The 22,829-nt window shown below is 63.7% G+C and carries 22 protein-coding genes and 1 pseudogene; 10 read left to right on the top strand and 13 right to left on the bottom strand.

The annotated features are described in order from the left end of the window. Window positions 1–138: 138 nt before the first annotated feature. Window positions 139–1,254: a helix-turn-helix transcriptional regulator gene (locus V8J55_RS20070; protein WP_336447344.1), complete on the bottom strand. Its 1,116-nt coding sequence runs from the start codon at window positions 1,252–1,254 to the stop codon at window positions 139–141. Window positions 1,255–1,450: 196 nt separating this feature from the next. Here V8J55_RS20070 and V8J55_RS20065 point away from each other — a divergent pair, with 196 nt between their 5' ends. From V8J55_RS20065 to V8J55_RS20035, 7 genes are all read left to right on the top strand, one after another. Beyond that, the gene (locus V8J55_RS20065; RefSeq protein ID WP_336447343.1) at window positions 1,451–2,089 is read left to right on the top strand and encodes a YceI family protein; all 639 of its coding nucleotides are present in this window, start codon (window positions 1,451–1,453) and stop codon (window positions 2,087–2,089) included. A gap of 85 nt (window positions 2,090–2,174) precedes the next feature. Next, a complete protein-coding gene (locus tag V8J55_RS20060) occupies window positions 2,175–2,528 on the top strand; it encodes a hypothetical protein (RefSeq protein WP_336447342.1) in 354 nt (117 codons plus the stop codon). A gap of 128 nt (window positions 2,529–2,656) precedes the next feature. Beyond that, the gene (locus V8J55_RS20055; protein WP_336447341.1) at window positions 2,657–3,142 is read left to right on the top strand and encodes a rhodanese-like domain-containing protein; all 486 of its coding nucleotides are present in this window, start codon (window positions 2,657–2,659) and stop codon (window positions 3,140–3,142) included. 203 nt (window positions 3,143–3,345) lie between these two features. Beyond that, entirely contained in the window at window positions 3,346–5,010 is a 1,665-nt protein-coding gene (leuA, locus tag V8J55_RS20050) for a 2-isopropylmalate synthase (protein ID WP_336447340.1), read from the top strand. 125 nt (window positions 5,011–5,135) lie between these two features. Next, a complete protein-coding gene (locus tag V8J55_RS20045) occupies window positions 5,136–7,745 on the top strand; it encodes a P-loop NTPase (protein ID WP_336447339.1) in 2,610 nt (869 codons plus the stop codon). Between the two features lie 65 nt (window positions 7,746–7,810). After that, window positions 7,811–8,071 (top strand): hypothetical protein, encoded by a 261-nt coding sequence (locus V8J55_RS20040; protein ID WP_336447338.1) that lies wholly within the window; start codon window positions 7,811–7,813, stop codon window positions 8,069–8,071. Window positions 8,072–8,219: 148 nt separating this feature from the next. Then, window positions 8,220–8,786, top strand: coding sequence for a hypothetical protein (locus V8J55_RS20035; RefSeq protein WP_336447337.1), 567 nt, complete (start codon window positions 8,220–8,222; stop codon window positions 8,784–8,786). A 123-nt stretch (window positions 8,787–8,909) separates the two neighbouring features. On the opposite strand, the gene V8J55_RS20030 is transcribed toward V8J55_RS20035, so the two are convergent. From V8J55_RS20030 to V8J55_RS20015, 4 genes and pseudogenes are all read right to left on the bottom strand, one after another. Next, the gene (locus V8J55_RS20030; RefSeq protein ID WP_336447336.1) at window positions 8,910–9,137 is read right to left on the bottom strand and encodes a DUF6445 family protein; all 228 of its coding nucleotides are present in this window, start codon (window positions 9,135–9,137) and stop codon (window positions 8,910–8,912) included. Further along, complete coding sequence (locus tag V8J55_RS20025; protein WP_336447335.1) at window positions 9,134–10,447, bottom strand: RNA polymerase sigma factor; 1,314 nt, start codon at window positions 10,445–10,447, stop codon at window positions 9,134–9,136. The genes V8J55_RS20030 and V8J55_RS20025 overlap by 4 nt, the downstream gene beginning before the upstream one ends. A gap of 75 nt (window positions 10,448–10,522) precedes the next feature. Next, window positions 10,523–10,882 (bottom strand): annotated as a pseudogene (locus V8J55_RS20020) (YciI family protein); the annotation flags it as partial. A 90-nt stretch (window positions 10,883–10,972) separates the two neighbouring features. Beyond that, a complete protein-coding gene (locus tag V8J55_RS20015; RefSeq protein WP_336447334.1) occupies window positions 10,973–11,986 on the bottom strand; it encodes a GlxA family transcriptional regulator in 1,014 nt (337 codons plus the stop codon). A gap of 127 nt (window positions 11,987–12,113) precedes the next feature. On the opposite strand from V8J55_RS20015, the gene V8J55_RS20010 reads away from it, so the two are divergent. Both V8J55_RS20010 and V8J55_RS20005 read left to right on the top strand, forming a co-directional pair. Beyond that, window positions 12,114–12,941 carry an alpha/beta fold hydrolase gene (locus V8J55_RS20010; RefSeq protein ID WP_336447333.1) on the top strand — a complete coding sequence of 276 codons (828 nt, stop codon included), beginning with the start codon at window positions 12,114–12,116 and terminating at the stop codon, window positions 12,939–12,941. Between the two features lie 53 nt (window positions 12,942–12,994). Then, entirely contained in the window at window positions 12,995–13,489 is a 495-nt protein-coding gene (locus V8J55_RS20005; RefSeq protein WP_336447332.1) for a hypothetical protein, read from the top strand. A 103-nt stretch (window positions 13,490–13,592) separates the two neighbouring features. On the opposite strand, the gene V8J55_RS20000 is transcribed toward V8J55_RS20005, so the two are convergent. Next, window positions 13,593–14,471, bottom strand: a complete 879-nt coding sequence (locus tag V8J55_RS20000; protein ID WP_336447331.1) for an OmpA family protein — start codon at window positions 14,469–14,471, stop codon at window positions 13,593–13,595. Window positions 14,472–14,828: 357 nt separating this feature from the next. Between V8J55_RS20000 and V8J55_RS19995 the strand changes: the two genes are divergently transcribed. Then, the gene (locus V8J55_RS19995; protein WP_336447330.1) at window positions 14,829–15,800 is read left to right on the top strand and encodes an NAD(P)H-dependent flavin oxidoreductase; all 972 of its coding nucleotides are present in this window, start codon (window positions 14,829–14,831) and stop codon (window positions 15,798–15,800) included. On the opposite strand, the gene V8J55_RS19990 is transcribed toward V8J55_RS19995, so the two are convergent. The 7 genes from V8J55_RS19990 to V8J55_RS19960 form a co-directional block, all read right to left on the bottom strand. Beyond that, window positions 15,795–16,277, bottom strand: a complete 483-nt coding sequence (locus tag V8J55_RS19990) for an AHH domain-containing protein (RefSeq protein ID WP_336447329.1) — start codon at window positions 16,275–16,277, stop codon at window positions 15,795–15,797. The genes V8J55_RS19995 and V8J55_RS19990 overlap by 6 nt on opposite strands. Continuing rightward, the gene (locus V8J55_RS19985) at window positions 16,274–17,119 is read right to left on the bottom strand and encodes a hypothetical protein (protein ID WP_336447328.1); all 846 of its coding nucleotides are present in this window, start codon (window positions 17,117–17,119) and stop codon (window positions 16,274–16,276) included. Before V8J55_RS19985 ends, V8J55_RS19990 begins: the two co-directional genes overlap by 4 nt. A 97-nt stretch (window positions 17,120–17,216) precedes the next feature. Beyond that, window positions 17,217–19,178 (bottom strand): potassium transporter Kup, encoded by a 1,962-nt coding sequence (locus tag V8J55_RS19980; protein WP_336447327.1) that lies wholly within the window; start codon window positions 19,176–19,178, stop codon window positions 17,217–17,219. A gap of 39 nt (window positions 19,179–19,217) precedes the next feature. Then, window positions 19,218–19,889 (bottom strand): tetratricopeptide repeat protein, encoded by a 672-nt coding sequence (locus V8J55_RS19975; RefSeq protein ID WP_336447326.1) that lies wholly within the window; start codon window positions 19,887–19,889, stop codon window positions 19,218–19,220. Then, window positions 19,886–20,320, bottom strand: coding sequence for a cytochrome c-type biogenesis protein (locus V8J55_RS19970; protein ID WP_336447325.1), 435 nt, complete (start codon window positions 20,318–20,320; stop codon window positions 19,886–19,888). The genes V8J55_RS19975 and V8J55_RS19970 overlap by 4 nt, the downstream gene beginning before the upstream one ends. After that, complete coding sequence (locus V8J55_RS19965; protein ID WP_336447324.1) at window positions 20,317–20,847, bottom strand: DsbE family thiol:disulfide interchange protein; 531 nt, start codon at window positions 20,845–20,847, stop codon at window positions 20,317–20,319. The genes V8J55_RS19970 and V8J55_RS19965 overlap by 4 nt, the downstream gene beginning before the upstream one ends. Beyond that, window positions 20,844–22,814 (bottom strand): heme lyase CcmF/NrfE family subunit, encoded by a 1,971-nt coding sequence (locus V8J55_RS19960; protein ID WP_336447323.1) that lies wholly within the window; start codon window positions 22,812–22,814, stop codon window positions 20,844–20,846. The genes V8J55_RS19965 and V8J55_RS19960 overlap by 4 nt, the downstream gene beginning before the upstream one ends. Window positions 22,815–22,829 lie beyond the last annotated feature (15 nt).

Genomic DNA, 22,829 nt, shown 5'->3' with positions numbered 1-22,829 from the left:
AACGGCTTGCCTCGGCCTGCCGGTGGATGATGGTGGGCACGGCGTTGCACGGCAACGACGGCGCCCGGCCTGAGGGGGGATATCGGCGGCTCGCGACCCGCCGCCGGTATCTTCCGGTCCCTCGATGCTCCCCTTCTTCTAGCGCAGCAAACGGTTCACCAGCGCCGTCAGTTCGGCCTCGCGGGTGACGTCGCTCTTGCGCAGGATCGACTTGATCTGCGTGCTTAGCGTCTGCGTGCTCGTGCCGCGACCGGCGGCGATCTCCTCGCGCGCCTCGCCATTCGCCAGGTGCAGCGCGATCTCGGCTTCGGCCTCGGTCAGCCCCAGCGCCGCGCGCAGCGGTACGATCCGCATCGCGGGAATGTCCGCCGCGCGCCGCGCGACGACCAGCACGCGCGGGTCGAACCCGAAATCCCATTCGCGCCGCGGCAGGCGAAAGATTTCACACAGCAGCCCGCCGCTTTCGCCCCCGCCCTCCTGCGGCGACCCGATCCATTGCTGCTGCATCGCCTCCCCGTTCAGCGCGCGGCCGAGCGCCGCCTGCAACGCCGCATCGGCATCGCGCCGCGCAGCGCCCAGCCGGCCGCGGCGCAGGCGCAGCGCCCCGCCCGCACCGTCGCCGACGATCGCCTCGGCCGCCGCCGACAGCGCGGCGACCGCGCCCTGGCGATCGATCAGGAAGGCCGCGACGCCGATCGCGTCGAACGCGCCGACGGTCATCGCCGCGCCGCGCTGCGCCATCGCCTGCTGCATGCGGACCGCCGCCAGCGCATAGGTCGCGCCCGCGGCGAACAGCTTGCGGTCGCGCCGCCCGGTGCGGCCGTCGCGCTCGGACCGCAGCGCCGCCAGCCCGACGAGCAGCCCCTCGCCCTCGACCAGCACGGTCTGGCAGCCGTGGACGCCGTCCCACTTGCGGATATGCTCTTCATAATCGTCGGTGCCGCTGTGCTGGCGCGCGATGTCGTAATGCGCCTCGCTCAATATCTCGAGCGGGCGGCCGCTCGCGGCGACGCGCCAGTTGACCTCGGGCCGCCATCCCTCGATTTCCACGAACTCGCGCTGATAGGCGGGGTCGATATCGGGCATGAAGTTGAACAAAGTCGCGTCGTCGCCCAGCCCCAGCAATTGCGCGCGCGACGATCCGGTCCGCCGCGCGAACAGGCGCAGCGCCGCGTTCCAGCCGTCCTCCTCGAACGGCGCCGCCAGAAAGGCATTTTCGACCTCGCCCGCTTCGCGGACGAACAAGCTATCCATCGACGTCGGCCCCCCAGCCTTCGTGCCCAGCTTCCGTAACTTACCGCATTGCAGCATGAAAGCGGGCGCGGCACAAGCGCCTTGCGACGGCGCGCTGCCGTGGGACGAAATCGCAACGCTGCGTTTCCGTCGGGCTTATTGACGCCCTCCCTCGCCTTCGCCTAGCTTCGCGCCTTCCTCAACAGGAGACTTCCTCATGCGTCGCATCGTCCCCCTCGCCGCCCTCGCACTCGCCGTCGTCGCGACCCCGATCGTCCTCGCGCAGGGCGGCTCCGCCCCCGGCGCGCCCGACAAGACGCGCGTCACCGCGGGCACCTACGCCGCCGATCCGCTCCACACGATGGTCGTGTGGGAAGTCGATCACCTCGGCTTCAGCAAATATACCGGCATCTTCGGCGACGTGACCGGCACGCTGGTCATCGATCCCAAGAATCTCGCCGCGGCCAAGGTCGACGTGACGATCCCCGTGGCAAAGGTCACCACCGCCAGCGCCGGGCTGACCAGCCACCTGCTCCGCGCCGGCAAGGACGGCGGCAAGCCCGACTTCTTCGGCGCCGCCCCCGCCGACGCCAAATTCGTTTCGACCAGCGTCGTTCCGGGCAGCGACGGCGACGAAGCCAAGGTCACCGGCAACCTCACGCTCAACGGCGTGACCAAGCCCGTCACCCTCGACGTCGATTTCCACGGCGCGGGCGTCGGCATGAACAAGAAGGAAACCATCGGTTTCCAGGCCGAAACGACGATCAAGCGCAGCGATTTCGGCGTCTCGATGGGCATTCCCTACGTCAGCGACGCGGTCGAACTCGAAATCCACGCCGCGTTCGAAAAGCAGTAAGCTCACGCCAATCTGTCACACGCGCTGCGTATGAACGGGGCGGGACCTTCGCGGGTCCCGCCCCTTTTCGTACAGGAGCCATGTGATGAGCGAACTGGTACGCGAAATTGTCGAAGTGAACGCCTCGATCGACGGCGACGAGGAAAATCCGCTGCTGGTCGTCGAGGTCGAGGGTCTCGCCCCCACCGCGGGCTGGGCGAATATCCGGCTCGACCCGCATGTCTACATCACCCCGCCCGACGACGGCGTGCAGGATTTCGACCTCGTCGGCGATCGCCCCGCTGACGCCGCCGAAGTCCTCAGCGAAGTCGAGGCCGCATGGGAAGGCCCGCTTCTGGACTGGTGCATCGGCGTGCGCATCCACGCGGTCGACAATCTGATCGAGGACGAGGTTTTCGAACCGTGGGACGAAGACGACGACGAGAGCGAAGCCGCCTGATCCCGCCCCGCAACCACCCCCTGCACTGCGCCGGACCGCGAAGCCGCTTTGCGGTCCGGCGACATTTTCGGTTCATCGCAGAGCCAGCAAGCACGGCGTAGCCTCCCAATATTCAAGGGAGGATCACCATGCGCACCCTGCTTCTCGCTCTCGCCCTCACCGCCACCCCCGCGCTGGCGCAAGCCAATCCGCAGATCGACTATCCCGCGTTCCAGACGCTCACCGCCAGCGTCGCCCCCGCGCGCGCGACGCGCCTCATCGCCTTCGACGCCTTCAAGGCCGAGGCCGCGAAGCCCGGCACCCTCCTCCTCGACGCGCGTTCGAAGGACGCCTTCGCGCGCGGCCATATCAAGGGCGCGGTCAACCTGCCGCTCACCGACTTCACCGCCGAGAGCCTCGCCGCGGTGGTGGGCGCGAACCAGGGCCGTCCCATCCTCATCTATTGCAACAATAATTTCTCGAACCACCGCAGCCCCGTGCCGCTCAAATCGGCCGCGCTCGCGCTCAACATCCAGACCTTCATCAACCTCGTCGGCTACGGCTATCCGAACGTCCGCGAGCTCGCCGACGTCGTCGATTTCAACGATCCGAAGGTCGAATGGGTGACAGGCTGAGCCCGCCCGCCACGCAATTTTCACACTCCCCCCTTGCCAAACGCGACATTTTGAACCAATAGCCTCCTCATGCGCGGCAACGCCCTTCTTCTTCTGCGACTTACACGCCCTTGGGCGTGACACTGGCTGCGCGCTAGTCGCGGCCACCCGCTCAAGGGTCCGATCGACACAGCATCGCAACCACCAGAAGAAGTTTTAACACCATGACCATGCTCCGCGACCCCTCGGTCAAGTACAGCGCCTTTCCGCAGGTTCCCTTGAGCCACCGCGAATGGCCCGGCCGCGTCACCACCAAGGCGCCAATCTGGCTCTCCACCGACATGCGCGATGGCAATCAGGCGCTGATCGACCCGATGGATGCCGAGAAAAAGGCGCGCTTCTTCGACCTGCTCGTCCGCATCGGCCTGAAAGAGATCGAAGTCGGCTTCCCCAGCGCCGGCGCGACCGAGTTCGACTTCATCTCGGGCCTCGTCAAATCAGGCCGCATCCCCGACGACGTGACGCCGCAGGTGCTGACCCAGTCGCGCGCCGACCTCATCCGCACCAGCTTCGACAGCCTCGCGGGCGCGAAAACCGCGATCGTCCACGTCTATAACGCGGTCGCCCCCGCGTGGCGCAAGATCGTGTTCGGCATGGATCAGGCCGACATCAAACAGATCGCGATCGACGGCGCCAAGCAGCTCCGCGACAATGCCGCGCGCCTGCCGCAAACCAACTGGCGTTTCCAGTACAGCCCCGAATGCTTCTCGACGACCGAGATCGATTTCAGCATCGAGGTGTGCGCCGCGGTGATGGACATCCTCCAGCCCACCACCGACAACCCGATCATCCTCAACCTCCCCGCGACGGTCGAGGCCTCCACCGCGAACATCTACGCCGACCAGATCGAATATTTCGGCAAGAACCTCCCCAACCGCAACGCCGCGATCCTGTCCCTGCACACCCACAACGACCGCGGCACCGGCGTCGCGGCGGCCGAACTCGGCCTGCTCGCGGGCGCCGACCGCGTCGAGGGCTGCCTGTTCGGCAATGGCGAGCGCACCGGCAACACCTGCCTCGTCACCATCGCGCTCAACATGTACACGCAGGGCGTCGACCCGCAGCTCGACTTCTCGAACATCGACGAGGTCATCCAGACGGTCGAATATTGCAATCGCCTGCCCGTCCACCCGCGCCACCCCTATGGCGGCGAGCTCGTCTACACGGCGTTCTCGGGCAGCCATCAGGACGCGATCAAGAAAGGCTTCGCCGCGCGCGAACGCCAGAATGACGAGCGCTGGGAAGTCCCCTACCTCCCCATCGACCCTGCCGACCTCGGCCGCAGCTATGAAGCGGTGATCCGCGTCAACAGCCAGTCGGGCAAGGGCGGCGTCGCGTGGGTGCTCGAACAGGACAAGGGCCTGAAACTCCCCAAGAAAATGCAGGCGAGCTTCAGCCACGTCGTCCAGGCACTCGCCGACGAGACGAGCCGCGAACTCGGCGCCGAGGACATCTGGGGCGCCTTCGACCACGCCTATCTGGTCACCGAGGGCAAGCGCTTCCAGCTCGTCGACTGGTCGGAGAGCCATGCGGGCACCGACCGCATCTTCGCGGGCAAGCTCACCATCGACGGCACTCCGCGCAGCGTCAGCGGCCGCGGCAACGGCCTGATGAGCAGCGTCATCGCCGCGCTCGCCGAGTCAGGCGGCCCGATCATGGACATCGTCGACTATAGCGAGCACGCGATCGGCCAGGGCAGCAATGTGCAGGCCGCAGCTTACGTGGAGTGCCGCACCGCGGACGGGAAAAGCCTGTTCGGCTGCGGGCTGGATACGGACGTGGCGACGGCGAGTGTTCGGGCGATTTTGTCGGCGGCGAATGGGGCGTAACCGGCACCTCGCATCACCACATTCTGAAATGACTCATTCCAAGCCGCGACTCAGCGCGCCAAAATGCTGCTCGCAATGCTCGATCTAAAACCGTAAACTCGGCGTAATTTGCCGGGGAGAAGGAAGTGATTCAGCTTAATGCCGCCGATGAACAGTTGCTTTTGAATGCACTGAAGGATGGAAATATTGTACTTGCTCTTGGAGCAGGCGCTTCTGCCACTTCATTGAATTCGCAGGGAGAAAAGGTTCGTCAAGGCAAAGCGCTAGCGGAACTACTTACCACAAAAGTAGGGCTTCCCTATGCCGGCGAGGAGCTTCCAGAAGTTCTTCCTGGGATAGTGGGGCCACGGATAAGCCAAAAGCAGTTTGAAGACATACTTCGCTTAGAATACACGAAAATTCAGCCGTCTGACGAAATCCAGAATCTATTAAAATACACGTGGAGAAGAATATATACGTGGAATATTGACGACTCTATCAATAACGTAAAATCATCTTCACAAATAAGAAAATATTTTAACGGTTTGGCAGATAAAGTATCTGTTCATGACGGACATGACTACCTGCAAATCATAAACCTTCACGGCGACGCATCGAAACCTGAGCACGGATTCATTTTTAGTCCGGCCGACTACAACCGCCGAATAAACAAAAATGAGCATGATTGGTATAGAGAATTATCTTCTGACTATATCTCATACACCCCCATTTTTATCGGAAGCCGCCTGAACGAGCCAATCTTGTCCGCAGAGCTAGATAGAGCGCGCCCATCACCTGAAGCCGGCTTGGGAATGGCCTTTCTTGTGACGCCCGACAACTTCACCGAGATTCAACTTGCGAGCTTCAATGCTAAAAATATCGTTATAATTCAAGCCACTCTTAAGGATTTCGTGGAATGGATAAGCGAAAAGCTTGGGAGTCATCTCACGCCTCCCGAAGTCGCCAAGCGATCAAACGCATTTGTGGAACGCTTACTTGCGGTATCCAAAGCCATTTCCAGAGCGGAGATTGAAGCGGCCGAATATGTTGTTCCCCGCTCTTGGACTCTAGCCAAGAAGGACGCAGACGACCAACCGCAACCAACTCTACGACGCATGGCGCGACGCTATCTAGAAGGCGCGCCGCCCTCTTGGCTTCTAGCTGCAACGACCGTGCCCGTTTGGCTTCAAAGATCTGAGAGCTTATACAAGTCGATGACTGACGCCTTTCGAGATCGAGAGCGTTGCTTTATCGCCCACGGCCAATCGGGCAGCGGAAAAACGACAGCGATCTTGCAATCTCTTCTAAAATACAGTCGAGAAAACGAAAAATCATATATCTACGAGCTAAAAGGCAACGTCCCCTCTCTCCGATCTTCACTATCTCTAATTTCTCGCCTTCACGAGGACGAACACGTAGTACTTTACATCCCCGATGCATTTATATTCGGCGATGGATTTGCCGAGGACATCATGAGCATAAGTCCTGGCCGCATTACAGTGGTAACTAGCGCCCGCAGTGGCGAATGGAGAGACCATATTCAAAGGCGGATTGGGAGTATCTCAAAAGACTTCCTATATCAAAGATTTGGCGAACAAGATCACCAACCACTCATTCAACGCCTAATTGAATATGTTCCTGCCCCAGCATTCATAAAGCTAACAGCCGAAGAAAAAATCAACAAGCTCAAGACATCACAAAGTCAGCTTCTCATCGCGCTCAAGGAAACAACGTCGTCCGAGAACTTCACCAAGGTAATCACCAATGAATTTCTCACGCTCCCAGACGATGATTGCCGCACCCTTGCAATTATCGCCGGCGTGGCCACGCTCGCCCGATCGGGCATCCAAGAAAGTCACGCCCGAGAAGCGTACACCCGCCTAGCGAAAAAGCGAGATTTCAAATCGGCTTGCGGTGCTCTGGAAGGAATCGTTACAACGGATTCCAATGGAAGATTGTGGGCTAGGCATGAACTTTACGTTCGGCACTTGATTGAGAATGTTGCAGATTTTTCTAACATAGTCGATATTATAATCGAAATATTGCGTAATTTTACTAAATACAGAATTCCGATCGTCAAGACGGTCGGCCGCCTCGATGCTGTTCTATTTAAGTTTCTCTTAAATCACAATCTCAATGCCGATCTGGCTAAAAGACGACATGGAAAGTTGGAAGGACGGCGAATATATGAAACCTTTGAAGTTGAATTTCAGTTAGATGGTCACTTTTGGCTCCAGTATGGACAATATTTGGTAACAATCGGAGAAGAGGAGGAGGCGCTATCTGTTCTAGGTAAATCTATTGATGCCTATTCCAATAACCCTTACGCCGTTCATGCTTTTGCTGACCTACAGCTAAGAGTGGCCGCAAAACGCCCTCATTATGATTCGGAAACGGCAAAATTGATTGGCGATGCTGTTAAAACCCTGACCGAGCAACATGGCTATCTGTCATGGGATTCTGACCAGTATCCAATAGTTACGCTAGCGGAGAAGCACATTAACGCGCTTATACGGCACAAGAAAGATCCTGAGGCGAGACAGGCTGCGAATCTATATTTTGAAGATATCCAGAGAATGAGTCAGCATAACTCCGCGAGACCGCTACAAATCGCGAAAGAGAGGTTAGCACATTATGTAACCACTGGCCGCTGGTACTCTAGCGCACTGCCAAACTTGGCTGGGTCTTCAACGCGCCTCGCTCCTCGAAAGCATCAAAACAGAGGGCGCCGTCCGCGGGGCTCCGGAAACAGATAACCCTTTCCTACATTTCACCCATATGGTTTATTCTGTCGGTTTCACCTAACCGAAAGGACGAATTGATGGACGACGCCGCGCATAATCCCGCCACCATCCCCGCCCCCGGCAGCTATCACTGGACGCCGCGGCTCCAGCGCGACTTTCTCGAAGCCTTCGCCACCAACGGGTCGGTGAAGATTTCGGCAGCCAAGGTCGGCATGTCACCGTCCGCCGTCTATCAGCTGAAGCAGCGGCCCGAGGGCGCGGCGTTCAGCCGCGGCGCTGCTGATCGCGCGCGGGCGGCTCGTCGACGAACTGCTCGACCGGGCGATCTGGGGGCATGACGAGACCGCCGAGATCCAGCGCGAGGAGGGCCGCAGCTATGCCAAGCGCCGCCGCATCGACTCGCGCCTCGGCCTCGCGATGCTCGCGCGGCTCGACAGGATGGTCGAAACGCGCGCACCCCAAAAAGGAGGATGGCCAGGCGAGGAGATGCTCGCGCAGATCATCGCCGGCGACTGGCCGGGCTTCCTCTCGCTCTTCGACGCGGCCGAAGCTGTGGCGCCGGGCGCCGCCGGGGCGGAAAACACCGACGCCGAGGGGCAGAAGGACGGGATGGCGGCCGCCCTCGCCCTCTGGCTCGCCGCGCGCGACAACCGTGCCAACCCGCTCGCCACCCTGTGGCGCAGCACCGCGATCGCGAATGAAGTTGCGCAGTTTTCCGCCACTTCCGACGCCGAGCCCGAAACCGAACCCACCCCCGAGGAAGAGGCCGCCGAAATGACCGTATGGCACGACGAGGAACGCAATGAATGGCGCACCAACTTCCCGCCGCCCGACGATTATGTCGGCATCGAGGTTGGCATGTTCGGCGACGCCGACTATGAACGCACGCTCGACGGGACCGAAGAAGACGCCTGGGAAGGCGCCCGCGCCGAAGCTTTCGAACCGCTGCGCATCGCCGGCGAAGCCGCCCGCCGCGCCTTCTTCGCGCTCCCCGCCCCCGCGAACGATCCGGCGCCCGCGAGCAAAAAGCTACGGAAATCGGCGAGCGGTTGAACCCGATCCTCTTCGCGGGAATGACGAGGTTTGGCGTATCGATCGCCCGCGGCAACGCGAAGGCGCCGTGGGCGCCGTGGGCGAAGAGGGGGGAGATGGTCGGCGAGCGTTTCTGACGCCCGCCTAGTCGACGACCCAATAGTCGGCCGCCCCGCCCGGCTCATATCCGCGGCGACAGATCATTTCGCCTTCGCTCGTGAGCGGCGGCACGCCCGGAAAATGGTTGAGCGCCGGGGCGAAATCGGCCGCCTGCGCGCGGCTGTGCAAGCCATCGGGATCGGGCGCGAAATCATCGAGGATGACGAGCGGCTGCGCCTCGGTCCCGATCGTCTCGATACGAACCGACGTCATTCGGCGCAGGCCGCGGCGCGCGCCAGCAGAAAGTCGCGCTCGCGCTCGTTGCTCGAGAGCGCTGCCGCTGCCTCAAACTGTGCCCGTGCTTCGCCCGGCCGCCCGGCGCGGAAGAGGAAATCGCCGCGCGCGGCAGGCAGCGGCGCATAATTGCGTAGCGCCGCCGCATCGGCGATGGCGTCGACCAGCCGCAATCCGGCCTCGGGACCGAACGCCATGCTGTGCGCGACCGCGCGATTGAGCTCGACCACCGGCGACGGCATCATCTGCCCCAGCCGGTCGTAGAGGCCGGCGATACGCTGCCAGTCGGTTACCTCCGCCGACCGCGCCCGGGCGTGGCACGCCGCGAGCGCCGCCTGCAGCGCATAAGGCCCATCAGCTCCGCCCAGCGCCTCGGCCCGATCGAGCGCATTGAGCCCGCGACGGATCAGCAGCTGATCCCAGCGCGCCCGGTTCTGTTCGGTCAGCGGCACAAACCGCCCATCGGGTCCCGCCCGCGCCGTCAGCCGCGACGCCTGAATTTCCATCAGCGCGAGCAAACCCAGCACCTCGGGCTGTTCGGGCATCAACCCGGCGAGAATGCGCCCTAATCGCTGCGCTTCACCGCACAGCGGCGGACGAACGAGCGAGGGGCCCATGGTGGCCGCATAGCCTTCGTTGAAGATCAGATAGACGACCTCGAGCACCGATCCCAACCGCGCCTGAAGCTCGGCACCGCGCGGAACCTCGAACTGGACCCCCGCCTTGGCAATCGCCTTTTTAGCCCGCGTGATCCGCGCTGCGATCGCGGCTTCGTTCGACAGGAAAGCCCGGGCGATCTCCTCGACCGTCAACCCGCCGACCAGCCGCAGCGTCAGCGCAGCGCGCGCCTCGGGCGAAATTACCGGATGGCAGGCGGCGAAGATCAGCCCGAGCAGTTCGTCGCCGAGCGGATCGTCGAGCGCCGCCTCGACAGCCTCCGCGCTCATATCGCGCTCCTCATCGAGTTCGCGGGCGATTTCGGCATGCTTCCGCTCCCGCATCGCATGGTGCCGGGCGCCGTCGATCACCCGCCGTTTCGCCGCCGCGGTCAGCCAGGCGCCCGGATTATTGGGCACCCCTGACTTCGGCCATTCGGTCAGCGCGATCAGCAGCGCCTCCTGCGCCAGCTCTTCGGCGCGGTCGACGTCGTGCGTCATCCGGGCGAGCGCGGCGATCAACCGCGCCCGCTCGATCCGGAACACCGCTTCGATCGCCCGGTGGGTTTCGTCGGCCGCCATGCCTGCCTTGTCCGCGAAGATCGTGAGCAAGGCAAGCACGGCTACCGGCATAGATTATTCGCCGCTGAGCCTTTCGCGCAGCTTCTGCTCCTGCTCGGCGAGTTCGGGCGTCAATGCGTCGCCGAAATCCTCCATTTCATAGAAGGGACGGATTTCGAGTTCACTCGGGCCGGGCATCGGGTTCGGACAACGCTTCGCCCAGGCGACCGCCTCGTCCATGTCCTTGACCTCCCAGACCCAATAACCCGCGACAAGTTCGCGCGTCTCGGCGAAGGGGCCGTCGATCACCGTGCGGCTCGCGCCATCGAACGCGATGCGCTTGCCGGCCGACGAGGGCTTGAGCCCATCGCCGTCGACCATCACGCCGGCATTCACGAGCTCCTCGTTGAATTTGCCCATCGCCTCGAACATCGCGGTCATGTCCTCGGTCGGCGGCAGGCCCTTTTCGCTATCCTCGGTCGCTTTGACAAAGACCATTACACGCATCGTCCATCTCCTCTTTGATCGGGCCAACAACGGCTCCTGCCAACACGACGAACGAGCCGCCGCCAAATCGACACAAGCCAGGAAAAAATTTCAGGCGACCTCCGCCAGCGACTGCGGTGTCGAAAAACGCTGCCGATATTCGTGCGGCGACAGGCCGATCAGGCGGTGGAACAATTTGCGGAACGCCGCCGCATCCTCATATCCCACGGCCCACGCGATCTGGTCGACCGTGCGCCTGGTGAATTCCAGCAGCTCGCGCGCCTTGCCGACACGCAGATGCTGGACATATTCGACGGGCGTCATGCCCGTCGCGGCCTTGAAGCGGCGCTGAAAGGTGCGTTCTTCCATTCCCGCCTCGCCCGCCATTTCGGGCACCGCGACCGGGCCGGGGCCGCGCGCCTGCAACCAATGCTGGACGCGCAGGATCGCCTCATCACCGTGCGTCAGCTTCGGCGCAAAGCTCGCATAATTTTTCTGCTCGCGCCCCGACGGATCGATCAGCAGGAAGCGCGCGGTCTCCATCATCACCGTCGGCCCCAGCAGGCGTTCGACGATGCGCAGCCCGAGATCGGTCCATGCCATCAGCCCGCCCGCAGTGACGATGTCGCCATCGTCGATCACCATGCGGTCGGCCTCCATCCGCACGTCGGGAAAGCGGCTGCGGAACTCCTCGGCGAAGAACCAGTGCGTCGTCGCCGGCCGCCCCGCGAGCAATCCCGTCGCCGCCAGCGCAAACGCCCCGCCGCAGTTCGACGCGAGCACCGCGCCCTGCGCATGCCGGTCGAGCAGCCAGCGCGCATAGGGCTCGACCTCGCCGGGCTCGAGCAATTTGTGCAGGCTGCCCGGCGCGATCAGCACCGCGGGCGAATTGCCCGCCGCCTCATCAGGATGGCTGTCGTACCAGCGCGCAAAGCCTCCCACTTCCTGCAGCCGCCAATGGCTGACACGGATCGGGCTGCGGCCATGATCCACCGCAAAGCGCCCCGCGACGTCGAACAGATCGGTGATCCCATACACCATGCCCATCTGGCAATCGGGATAGGTCATCATCCCGACCTCGATCAGCGGCACGGTCGTCGCCTCGGGCACCTTCAACTTGGGCATATCGGCTCCTTTGTCGGAATCGGCCCGCATAATGTCGCATCCGCCAATCCCGCGCAAGCGCCGCCCGGCCTATCTCCAGATCACCGGGACGGAAACCCGCCCTTCTCGAAACGAAAGGAACCGCGACATGACCACCATCACCACCAAGGACGGCACCAACATCTTCTTCAAGGATTGGGGTCCGAAGGACGCCCAGCCGATCGTCTTCTCGCACGGCTGGCCGCTTTCGGCCGATGCCTGGGACGCCCAGATGGTCTTTTTCGCCAATCATGGCTTCCGCACCATCGCCCACGATCGCCGCAGCCATGGCCGCTCGGATCAGGTCTGGGACAATAACAATATGGACCAGTACGCCGACGACCTCGCCGAACTGATCGAACAGCTGGACCTGAAAGACGTGATCCTCGTCGGCCATTCGACCGGTGGCGGCGAAGTCACCCGCTATATCGGCCGTCACGGCACCGCCCGCGTCGCCAAGGTCGCGCTGATCGGGGCGGTCCCCCCGCTGATGCTCAAGACCGAGGCCAATCCGGGCGGCCTGCCGATCGACGTCTTCGACGGCATCCGCAAGGGGACGTTCGACAACCGCCCGCAGTTCTTCAAGGACCTGACGCTGCCCTTCTACGGCTATAACCGCGACGGCGCGGTGGTCAGCGAAGCGGTGCGCGACGACTTTGTGCGGCAAGGCATGAACGGCGGCCTCAAGGGCCTGCTCGACAGCATCCGCGCTTTTTCGGAAAGCGACTTCAACGAAGACCTCAAGAAGTTCGACAAGCCGACGCTCGTCCTCCACGGCGACGACGACCAGATCGTGCCGATCGGCGCTTCGGCGCTCTCAACGGTCAAGATCGTCAAGCAGGCGGTGCTCAAGGTCTACGAAGGCGCCGACCACGGCCTCACCGTCACCCATCAGGATCGGTTCAACGCCGACCTCCTCGACTTCATCAACAGCTGATCCGGATATGCGGGGCGACGACCCGTCGTCGCCCCCAACAGGGAGTAAAGACAATGATCCTCGGTTTGACCATCCCGCAGTTCACCGCGCTGCACGTTGCGATCAGCTTCGTCGGCATCGGCGCCGGTCTCATCGCGCTTCCCGCCTTCGCCCGCGGCAGCATCCTGCCCCGCACGAACGGCGTGTTTCTCTGGACGACCTTGCTCACCAGCCTCACCGGCTTCCTCTTCCCGATCGTTGCTTTCACCCCGGCGCTCGGCACGGGGATCGTCTCGACGCTGGTGCTCGCGGTCGCCTTCTGGGCCTGGTATGGCCGCAAGCTCGCCGGCCGCGCAGCGACGGTCTATGCGATCAGCGCCACCGCCGCGCTCTACCTCAACCTCTTCGTGCTGGTGGTGCAGTCGTTCCTGAAGGTTCCTGCACTCAACGCGCTCGCCCCGAACGGAACCGAAGGCCCCTTTGTCGCGGCACAGGGCGCACTCCTCCTTGGCGCGATCCTGTTCGGCTACCTTGCTGTCAAAGCCAGCCGCCGCCCGATCGCGGCCTGACCCACCCATAAACGACGAAGGGCGGCCTCACGGCCGCCCTTCGTTGCGTCACGGCCGCTTCCGGCCGGAAATGCCGGGGTGGGCGCCGCCCACCCCGCGCATCTTACATGCCGTCGAGGCCCTTGCTGACCAGAATATTCACCGCAACGCGGCGATTCTGGGCCTTGCCTTCGGGCGTGGTGTTGTCCGCCGCCGGGTCGGCTTCGGCCATCCCGGTGGGGGTCAGCATGCGATAGGGCTTCCAGCCGCACGCCTGCTGAAGATGATTGACGACGCGGCTCGCGCGCTTTTCGCTGAGCACCTGGTTGAGTTCCTGGCTACCGGTCGAATCGGTGTAGCCAACGACCAGCAGCAGGGCGTTGTCCATCCCATCGGCCTGCGATGCCGCGCTGCAGAGATCGGCTTTCGCCTGCTCGGTCAGCACTGCCTTGCCGGTGTCGAAGTTCACGTTCGTCGTGCCTTTGACATTATACTGGTCGATATCGCCCACGCGGCTGCGCAGCGCCTCGGTCGCCGCCGTCTGTTCGGCAAAGCGCTGATCGGTGCCGGTGTGGATCATCGATGCGGTGCGGAGGTCCTTGCTCTTGAGTTGGACCTGGCTTGCCACCAGTCCGCCATCCCACTGCAATGTGTCGATGGAAACGGGCAGGCCGTTGAGCAGTTGAGCTGCGCCAAGCTTATCGCGATCGAGCCCAAGGAACCCGCCGCTGCTCTTGATCTTCGTATAGTCGGCGATCGCCACGGTCGTGCTGTTGCCGTCGGCGGTCGCGACCTTGATCCGGCCATCGGTGCGCGCGGCAATGATGCCCTCGACCTTGGGACCCTTGGTCATCTGGTCGGGCGAAGGCAGCGTGCCGACAACGGTCGCCATGACCTCGCCGTCGTTTGCATTCTGCTCTTGAGCCGCGAGGCTCCCCGTTGCGGTGCCGGCCAGCAAGGCCAGCGCCAATATAATTCTCGGACTCTTGGAAACGGCGCCCATATACTTCTCCTTCAAAACTGCCGCCCGCGCAGATGGGCCCGCGTATTCGCGTGGTCCGTTCTGGGACAAGATTACTCGCGACGAAGTCGAAAGTTGCGCAGGTCGTCGTGCGCACGGTGCGACCAGCCGATAAGACCGTGTCGTAAAAGCGTAATTTTTTTCGTTCGTAGATTTACGCGGGTAGAAATTCAGCGGCATTTGCCAACAGCCAGCTTTCTCGAAAATGTAGCTTGTAAAAAGAGATCGGCGGTCCGTTCCGCGTGCGATCGTCCGCCACGCCCGCCTCGCCAGTTACCCGCTTGCGCAGCTTTCCGTTTACGTTAAGGTTAGTTTCAAACTGCAACCGGAGAGTGATTCATGGCCCTTCCCCCGATTTTCGACCGCCTGCGCTTGCCCGTGATCGGCTCGCCGTTGTTCATCGTTTCGGGACCCGAGCTTGTTATCGCGCAGTGCAAGGCGGGCGTCGTCGGCAGCTTCCCGGCGCTCAATGCCCGCCCGCAATCGCTGCTCGATGAATGGCTGCACCAGATCACCGAAGAACTCGCGGCGTGGGACCGCGCCAATCCCGACCGGCCCTCGGCGCCTTACGCCGTCAACCAGATCGTCCATAAATCGAACGACCGGCTGCTCGACGACATTGCGACGTGCGAGAAATGGAAAGTGCCGATCACGATCACCTCGCTCGGCGCGCGCGAGGAGCTCAATCAGGCGGTCCATGGCTGGGGCGGCATCACACTTCACGACATCATCGACGACCGTTTCGCGCGCAAGGCGATCGAAAAGGGTGCCGACGGCCTGATCCCCGTCGCCGCGGGCGCGGGCGGCCATGCCGGCCGGCAATCGCCCTTCGCGCTGGTGCAGGAGATCCGCGAATGGTTCGACGGTCCGATCGCGTTGTCGGGCGCCATCGGCCACGGCCGCTCAATCCTCGCCGCGCAGGCATGCGGCGCCGACCTCGCCTATATCGGCAGCGCCTTCATCGCCACGACCGAAGCCAATGCCGAAGACACGTACAAGAACGGCATCGTCGAGGGGCGCGCGGGCGACATCGTCTACTCGAACCTCTTCACCGGCGTTCACGGCAATTACCTTCGCCAGTCGATCGTCGCCGCGGGCATGGACCCTGAAAACCTGCCCGAAGGCGACCTCAAGACGATGAACTTCGGCTCGGGCGGCAACACTAAGGTCAAGGCGTGGAAGGACATCTGGGGATCCGGTCAAGGCATCGGCCCGGTCACCGCGGTGCGCCCGGTCGCCGAATTTGTCGCCGAACTCGAAGCGCAATATCTCGCCGCGCGCCGCGAACTCGAAGCGAAGGTCCGCCTATAAACCACCGAACAGCTTGTCGATCGCCTCGTCGAGATAGGGGCGGTCGACGAACAGCCGCATCGGGTCGCGCCGGTTGAGCCAGAAGCCCGCGCCATGCCGATCAGTCAATGCGCGCCGCGTCGAGTCCTGCAACAGACGCAAACGCATGACGGCGGTGCGCCGGGCCATTCGCGGATCGGTCGGCGCGTGAAGCGCGAAATGCGCTCTGATCCCTTCGACCCGCGCCGCGATGACATCGCTATAGCCATGGTGCGGCCCGCGGTGCAGCGCATGCCCCGACCGCAGCGCCGCCGGCTCGCACGCAGGGAGTATCAACCCGTTGCGACCGAAATGTTGGAGCGCGAAGCCGTCGCCATGGAGCTGCTCGAACATCGCCGCCATTTGCGGGCGCTGCGACAGGGCGATCGGGATGAGGTGATGACGCTGGAACCCGGTTTGCGGCGGCGGTGCGCCCTGCCAGCCCCGCGGCGGTATCAAGCGTCGCGGCCGAACTCGACAAGCACCGTCGACCGCTGGCTTCCGCTGCTCGCGCCCGGCGACAGGTCGATCCATTCGCCCGCCTCCAGCCCGCGCATCGTCCGCGCATGGCGGACCGGGCCGTTGAGCATCATGTCGAGCGCAAGCCGCGACAGCCGCCGGACCATTTCGGCGACCGTCCAGCCGACCGGAATCCGCGCTTCCAGTTCCTGCCCCGCAAACAATACCAGCCCCCGGGTTCCCATGCTGGCATCGGCGCCATTTTCGCGGCGCCGGAACGCGACGAGGTGCAGCACCGGCGGCATTCCGCTGGCCAGCATTTCGGCGATCGAAGCGCGAAATTGCGGCGCGTCGGACCACAGCCGCGCCGGCGACCAGAAAATATGGCTGGCATCGAACAGGTCGATCAGCAGCACCATCATCTTGAAGAATTCTCGCATTCGTGTCGGCTGCACGGTCGATGGCCCCGGCGACCCCGCGCGTTCGGGATCGCGCTCGGGGATAAAGACCCAGCACGCCCCGCTCTCGCGCCATCGTCGTGGCAAGCTCGCCGCCAGCAGGCTGGTCGACGGATGGTCGGGATCGGCGAGGTCCAGCGCGGCACCGGCGGCGGGTCCGGCCAGAACCGACACCGCGCCGAAAGTCAGGCGGAAACGGGGCGCCGCGACGCGCACGGCGACATCGGTGCCCTCGCCGTCGACGCGCTCGGGCCTCAGCCCCATGCGGCGCAACGCGGTTTCGATGCTCTCGTCCGAACCGCCCTGTATCGCCGCCCCGACGATCAGGGCAAAGGGTTCCGGCGGAACCGGCAGGATCAGAGCGTCAGGGTTGCCGACATCCATGCTATTGCGCGGCCTTTTTTGGGTCGCCCTTGCATTGCAAGACTGGCCCCGATGTACAAACGCTTATTGCCACATGTCGGGAAGTTAATCTTCGGCTTCAGATCGCGACCTGGCTTCCCAGTTCGACGACGCGATTGGTCGGCAGGCGGAAATATTCCATCGCGCTTTCCGAATTGCGCAGCATCCATGCGAACAGCTTTTCGCGCCAGATCGGCATGCCGGGCTTGCTCGCCGCGATCAGCGTCTGCCGCGACAGGAAAAAGCTCGTTTCAAGCATCTTGAACTCGCCGCCGCAGCTCGTGACGCGGGTCAGCGCCTCGGGCACGTCGATCGGCTGCATGAAGCCATAGTTGAGCACCAGCCGGTGGAACCCCTGTCCCAGATCCTCGAGCAGGCAGAATTTCTCCTCCTGCACGAACGGCACGTCGGCGATCTTGATCGTCAGCAGGATGATCCGCGCATGGAGCACCTTGTTGTGCTTGAGGTTGTGGAGCAGCGCGTGCGGCACGCCGTCGCTGCTCGATGTCATAAACACCGCTGTGCCAGGCACGCGCGTCGCGCTGTTCGCCGCCGACTTCACGAATACCGGGATCGGCATCGCGCCCTCGGCCATTTCCTGCTGCATCAGCTTGCGTCCGCGAGACCAGGTGGTGAGCAAGGTGAAGATGATCAGCCCGATCGCGAGCGGCACCCAGCCGCCGTCGGGCACCTTGATCAGGTTCGCGCCGAAATAGGCGATGTCGACGATGAAGAAGACCGCAAGCACCGGCAGCGCCTTCCACGCCGGCCACTTCCACAATGTGAAGAGCACGACGCTGAGCAGGCAAGTATCGATGAACATCGCCCCCGTCACCGCGATGCCATAGGCCGCGGCAAGGTTGCTCGAAGATCCGAAGAAGAGGACGAGGATGATCACCATCACCATCAGCCCCCAATTGACGATTGGGATATAGATCTGCCCCTGCGCCGACGCACTCGTGTGCTCGACGCGCAGCCGCGGCATGAAGCCAAGCTGGATCGCTTGCTGGGTCAGCGAGAAGGCGCCCGAAATCACCGCCTGGCTGGCGATGATCGTCGCGAGGATCGCCAGGATGACGACGGGCACCTGCCACGCGTCTGGCATCATCTGGAAGAAGGGATCGGCTATCAGGTCGCTTCGCGGTCCCATGTCCGCCTCGAGCACCATCGCGCCCTGCCCCATATAGTTCAGCATCAGCGCGGGCAGGACAAAGGTCAGCCAGCTGAGCCCGATCGGCCCGCGCCCGAAATGCCCCATGTCGGCATAAAGCGCCTCGGCCCCGGTCACCGCGAGCACGACCGCGCCGAGCGCGATGAAGGCGGTGAAACCATCGACGTAGAAAAAGCGCAGCGCGTTCACCGGGTTCAGCGTTTCGACGATAATCCCCGGATGATCGACGATATGGATCAGGCCGAGGATCGCCAGCATCGTGAAATAGGCGAGCATGATCGGCCCGAACAGCATCCCGACCTTCGCCGTCCCGCGCGCCTGGATCGCGAACAACCCGATCAGGATCGTGAGCGCGATCGGCACGATATAGGGCTCGAACCCCTTGTTGACGTAGCTCAGACCCTCGGTCGCGGAGAGCACCGACATCGCCGGGGTGATCATGCTGTCGCCATAGAAAAGCGCGGTCGCGAACACCCCGAGCAGGATGATCGGCCAGGTCCAGCGCTTCTCGCCCGACGAACGGCTGATCAGCGCGAGCAGCGCAAGACTGCCCCCCTCGCCCTTGTTATCGGCGCGCATGATCGTCAGCACATATTTGAAGGTGACGACCAGCATCATCGACCAGAAGACGAGGCTGAGCACGCCATAGATGTGCAGCCGGTCGGCCTCGATCGGATGATGCCCGGCAAAGGTTTCGCGAAACGCGTAGAGCGGGCTGGTCCCGATGTCGCCGAACACGACGCCGATCGCGCCGACGGCAAGCTTCAGCTTGCCATCGCTGTGATGTCCATGCCCGTAATGGGCCGTTTCGGCGCCAGCAGTCACGGCGCCCGCGGCGCCGCCCGCCGCCTGTTGCGACTCAGCAGTCATTGCGGGCCTTTAGACGAGCCTGAGCCTTTGTAATAGGTTTCAATTTGGGACGTCCGGTGCCGGTACGTCGACCGGGGTAGCGGCGGGCAGCTGCGGCCCAAGCGCCTGACGCAATTGCGCCAGCCGCATCTCGAGGTCGGGCCGCCACGGCGCATCGGCCGGACTGCGCGCGAGCAAATCGCTCCACACCGTCTCGGCGCCTTTCAGGTCGCCGCCCTGCGCCAGCGCCAGCCCCGCGAAGAAAGGCGGCGCCGGATGCGAGGGATCGCGCTTCGCCGCCTCGTCGAACGCCAGCGCCGCGGCGGGCGACATCACGCCGCCGCCGTGCGCCGCCAGCGCGTTGCCCAGCCCGACCCACAGGTCGACATTGTCGGGATATTTATCCAATCCCTTTTCGAGCGTCTTCGCCGCGAGTTCGGTCTTGCCGGTGCGCGCGAAACCGTCGGACATGCCAAGCCACTGCGCCGCGGGACCAAAACGTTCGGACATCCCCTGCCGCTGGTCGGTGATCGCCTCGCCAAATCCCTCGGGCTCCTCGGGCGCCGCCACAGGCTTGCCCGGCAGCGACGGATGCCCCTGCAACGCATAGCCCGCAAGGCCCAGCATCACCGCCGCCCCCGCCAGCGGCCGCGCCGCGGCGGGCAGCTTGCCGAACCAGAAGATGCCGCCGATCGTCAGCAAGGCGACGAGTACGACCCACAGCCAGATCATGCCGCGCCCTCCTCATCATCGTTCGCGCCGCGGCGGAAACGGCCAAAGGCCAGCCATCCGCCGAGCGCGAGGAAGAGCAACGGCCCGAGCCAGAGCAGTGCCGTGGCGCCATCGAACGGCGGATCGTAGCTCACCCAATTGCCGTAGCGCGCGACGAGCCACGACTTGATTTCGGCCGGGCTTTCGCCCGCCGCGATCTTGCTGCGCACTTCGTGGCGCATATCGCCCGCGAGCGGCGCATCGCTATCGGCAATCGACTGCCCCTGACAGACGAGGCAGCGCAGCTCTTCCATGAGCGCTTTTGCGCGCGCTTCCTGCGCCGGATCCTTGAGCTGCTGATATGCGTAGGGCGCGGGCGGCAGCCGGTCCTGCGCCGCCGACGGAAGCGCCAATGCCCCGAGCAGGCAGAGCAGCAGGAGCCGGAGCGTCACTTCATCGCCTCGAGCTTCGCGACAATTCCGGGCACCTGATCGGCCAGGATCACGCCCTGAATCTGTTCGCGAATAATGCCCTTGCCGTCGATCAGGAAGGTTTCGGGCACGCCCGACGACCCCAGCGCGATCTGGACGCTGCTCTGCATGTCCGACCCGATACGGTCGAAGGGATTGCCATATTCGCGCAGGAACATCGCGACATCCTCGGGCCGGTCGCGGATCGCGATGCCGTCGATCGGCACCCCCGCGGCCTTCAGCGCCTCGAGTTGCGGCGCCTCTGCACGGCACGGGATGCACCAGCTCGCGAACACATTGACCAGCCGCGGCCGCCCGTCGGCGAGCTGGCTGCTCTTCAGCCCCTGAACCCCGGCAGTCGCGGGCGGCAGGTCGAACAAAGGCATCGGCTTGTCGATCCACTGCGACTGAATCAGCGTCTCAGCAGGCGTCACCAGCCGATAGATGAAGGCGCCGAACAACAGCCCCATGATCGCCAGCGGTACGAAAAGGACCCAGCGGTTCTTCATGGCGCGAAACGCTCCTGTGATTTGCGGCTGCGCCGCGCGCGCCAGATGTTCAGCAATTGTGCGCGGCCGAGCAGCGACAGCGCCGCGCCGATCGCGATCAGCGCGCCGCCGAGCCATATCCACCACACAAGCGGTTTCCACCACAGGCGGATCTGGTAGCGGTCGGCGCTGCCGTCGTCGCTCGTCACCGGCTGGCCGAGCACGGCATAGAGCTGTCCGCCCGGCCGCGTCAGGAGTGCCGCTTCGTTGGTTTCGGTGGGCGCCGTGCCCATCAGGCCCGGAAACGTCCGCGCCTCGGGCCGCATCGTGAAGCTGCCGCCCGACGATGTCGTCGCGACCAGCGTGCCCTCGATCGCGGTATAATTCGGCCCGGCGATCGGTTTGACGCCGACGAACTTGACCGCGAAATCACCGACCTTCACCACGTCACCGGGCGCTGCAGCAACCAGCCGTTCCTTGATGAAGGCGCTCTCGGCGCCCATGCCGGCAAGGCACACCGCGACGCCGAAATGCGCGGTCACCATGCCCCACGTCGGTAATGGCGTGCGGCGCAGGTTACGCCCCCACAAGGGCGCGAGGCTCGCGACCGCGACGATACCCGCGACGGTCATGCCGAGCAGCGGCAAAATCCCGACCTTGCCGCCGAACAGGATCAGCGCGAACAGCACCGCCGCGCCGGCAAAGATCGCCATCGGCAGCCGCGACCAGAGCCGCTTCCCGTCATCCTTGCGCCAGCCAAGCAGCGGCCCGGCAACCATGACAAGACAGAGGATCAGCGCGAGCGGTCCCGCGACCTTGTTGTAATAGGGCGGACCGACCGAAATCTTCTCGCCCATCGCCTCGGCGACGATCGGATAAAGCGTGCCGAGCAGGACGAGCGCGAGGATCGTCGTCAGCAGCAGATTGTTGATGACGAGCGAGCCTTCGCGGCTCAGCAGCGCGAATTTCTTGCCCTCGGCCACGCTCCCCGCACGCAACGCGAAGAGGGTCAAAGCGCCGCCGATATAGATCGCCATCAGCGCGAGCAGGAAGGTCCCCCGCTCGGGATCGACCGCAAAGCTGTGGACGCTCGTCAGCAGCCCCGACCGCACGATGAATGTCCCGACCATCGACATCGAAAAGCCGATCACCGCGAGCATCACCGTCCACGCGCGCAGGGCGTTGCGGGTGGCGGTCACCGCGACCGAATGGAGCAAGGCGGCGCCCGCAAGCCACGGGATCAGCGAGACATTCTCGACCGGGTCCCAGAACCACCAGCCGCCCCAGCCAAGCTCATAATAGGCCCAGTAACTGCCCGCGGTGATGCCCAATGTCAGGAAAATCCAGCTGCCGAGCACCCACGGCCGCATCGCGCGCGCGAAAGCCGGGCCGATCTCGCGCGTAATCAGCGCGCCGACGGCAAAGCTGAACGCGACCGACAGCCCGACATAGCCGACGTAAAGCGTCGGCGGATGGAAGGCGAGCCCGATGTCCTGGAGCAGCGGGTTGAGCCCCTGCCCGTCGGGCGGCGCCACCGGGAGCCGCTTGAACGGGTTCGACGAGAAGAGGAGGAAGGCGAAGAAACCGAGGCTCAGTGCCGCTTGCGCCGCCAATGTCGCGACCAGCGTATCTTCACGCAGCCGCTTTTCGAAGATCGCGATCAACCCACCCGACAGCGACAGGATCATCAGCCACAGCAGCATCGATCCTTCGTGATTGCCCCACGTCCCCGCGACCTTGAAGATCATCGGTTTCAAACTGTTGCTATTCCGCGCAACGAGTTCGACCGACATGTCCGAGCGTACGAACAATGCGATCAGCAGGCCGAAGGCGGCCGCGGTGAGTACGCCCTGCGCGACGCTCGCCGGCCGCACGAGCGCCGCCAGGTCCTTGGGTCCGCCGCGCAGGAACAAGGTTCCGGCGACAAGCGACAGGCACGCGAGCGCGGCCGCGATCCACAGCAGGGCCAGACCGAGTTCGGCGATCACAACCCAATCTCCGTC

The organism is Sphingopyxis sp. CCNWLW2, from assembly GCF_037095755.1.
GTDB lineage: Bacteria > Pseudomonadota > Alphaproteobacteria > Sphingomonadales > Sphingomonadaceae > Sphingopyxis.
The sequence above is the reverse complement of the archived record's forward strand: the minus strand, read 5'-3'. Positions and strand labels throughout refer to the sequence as shown.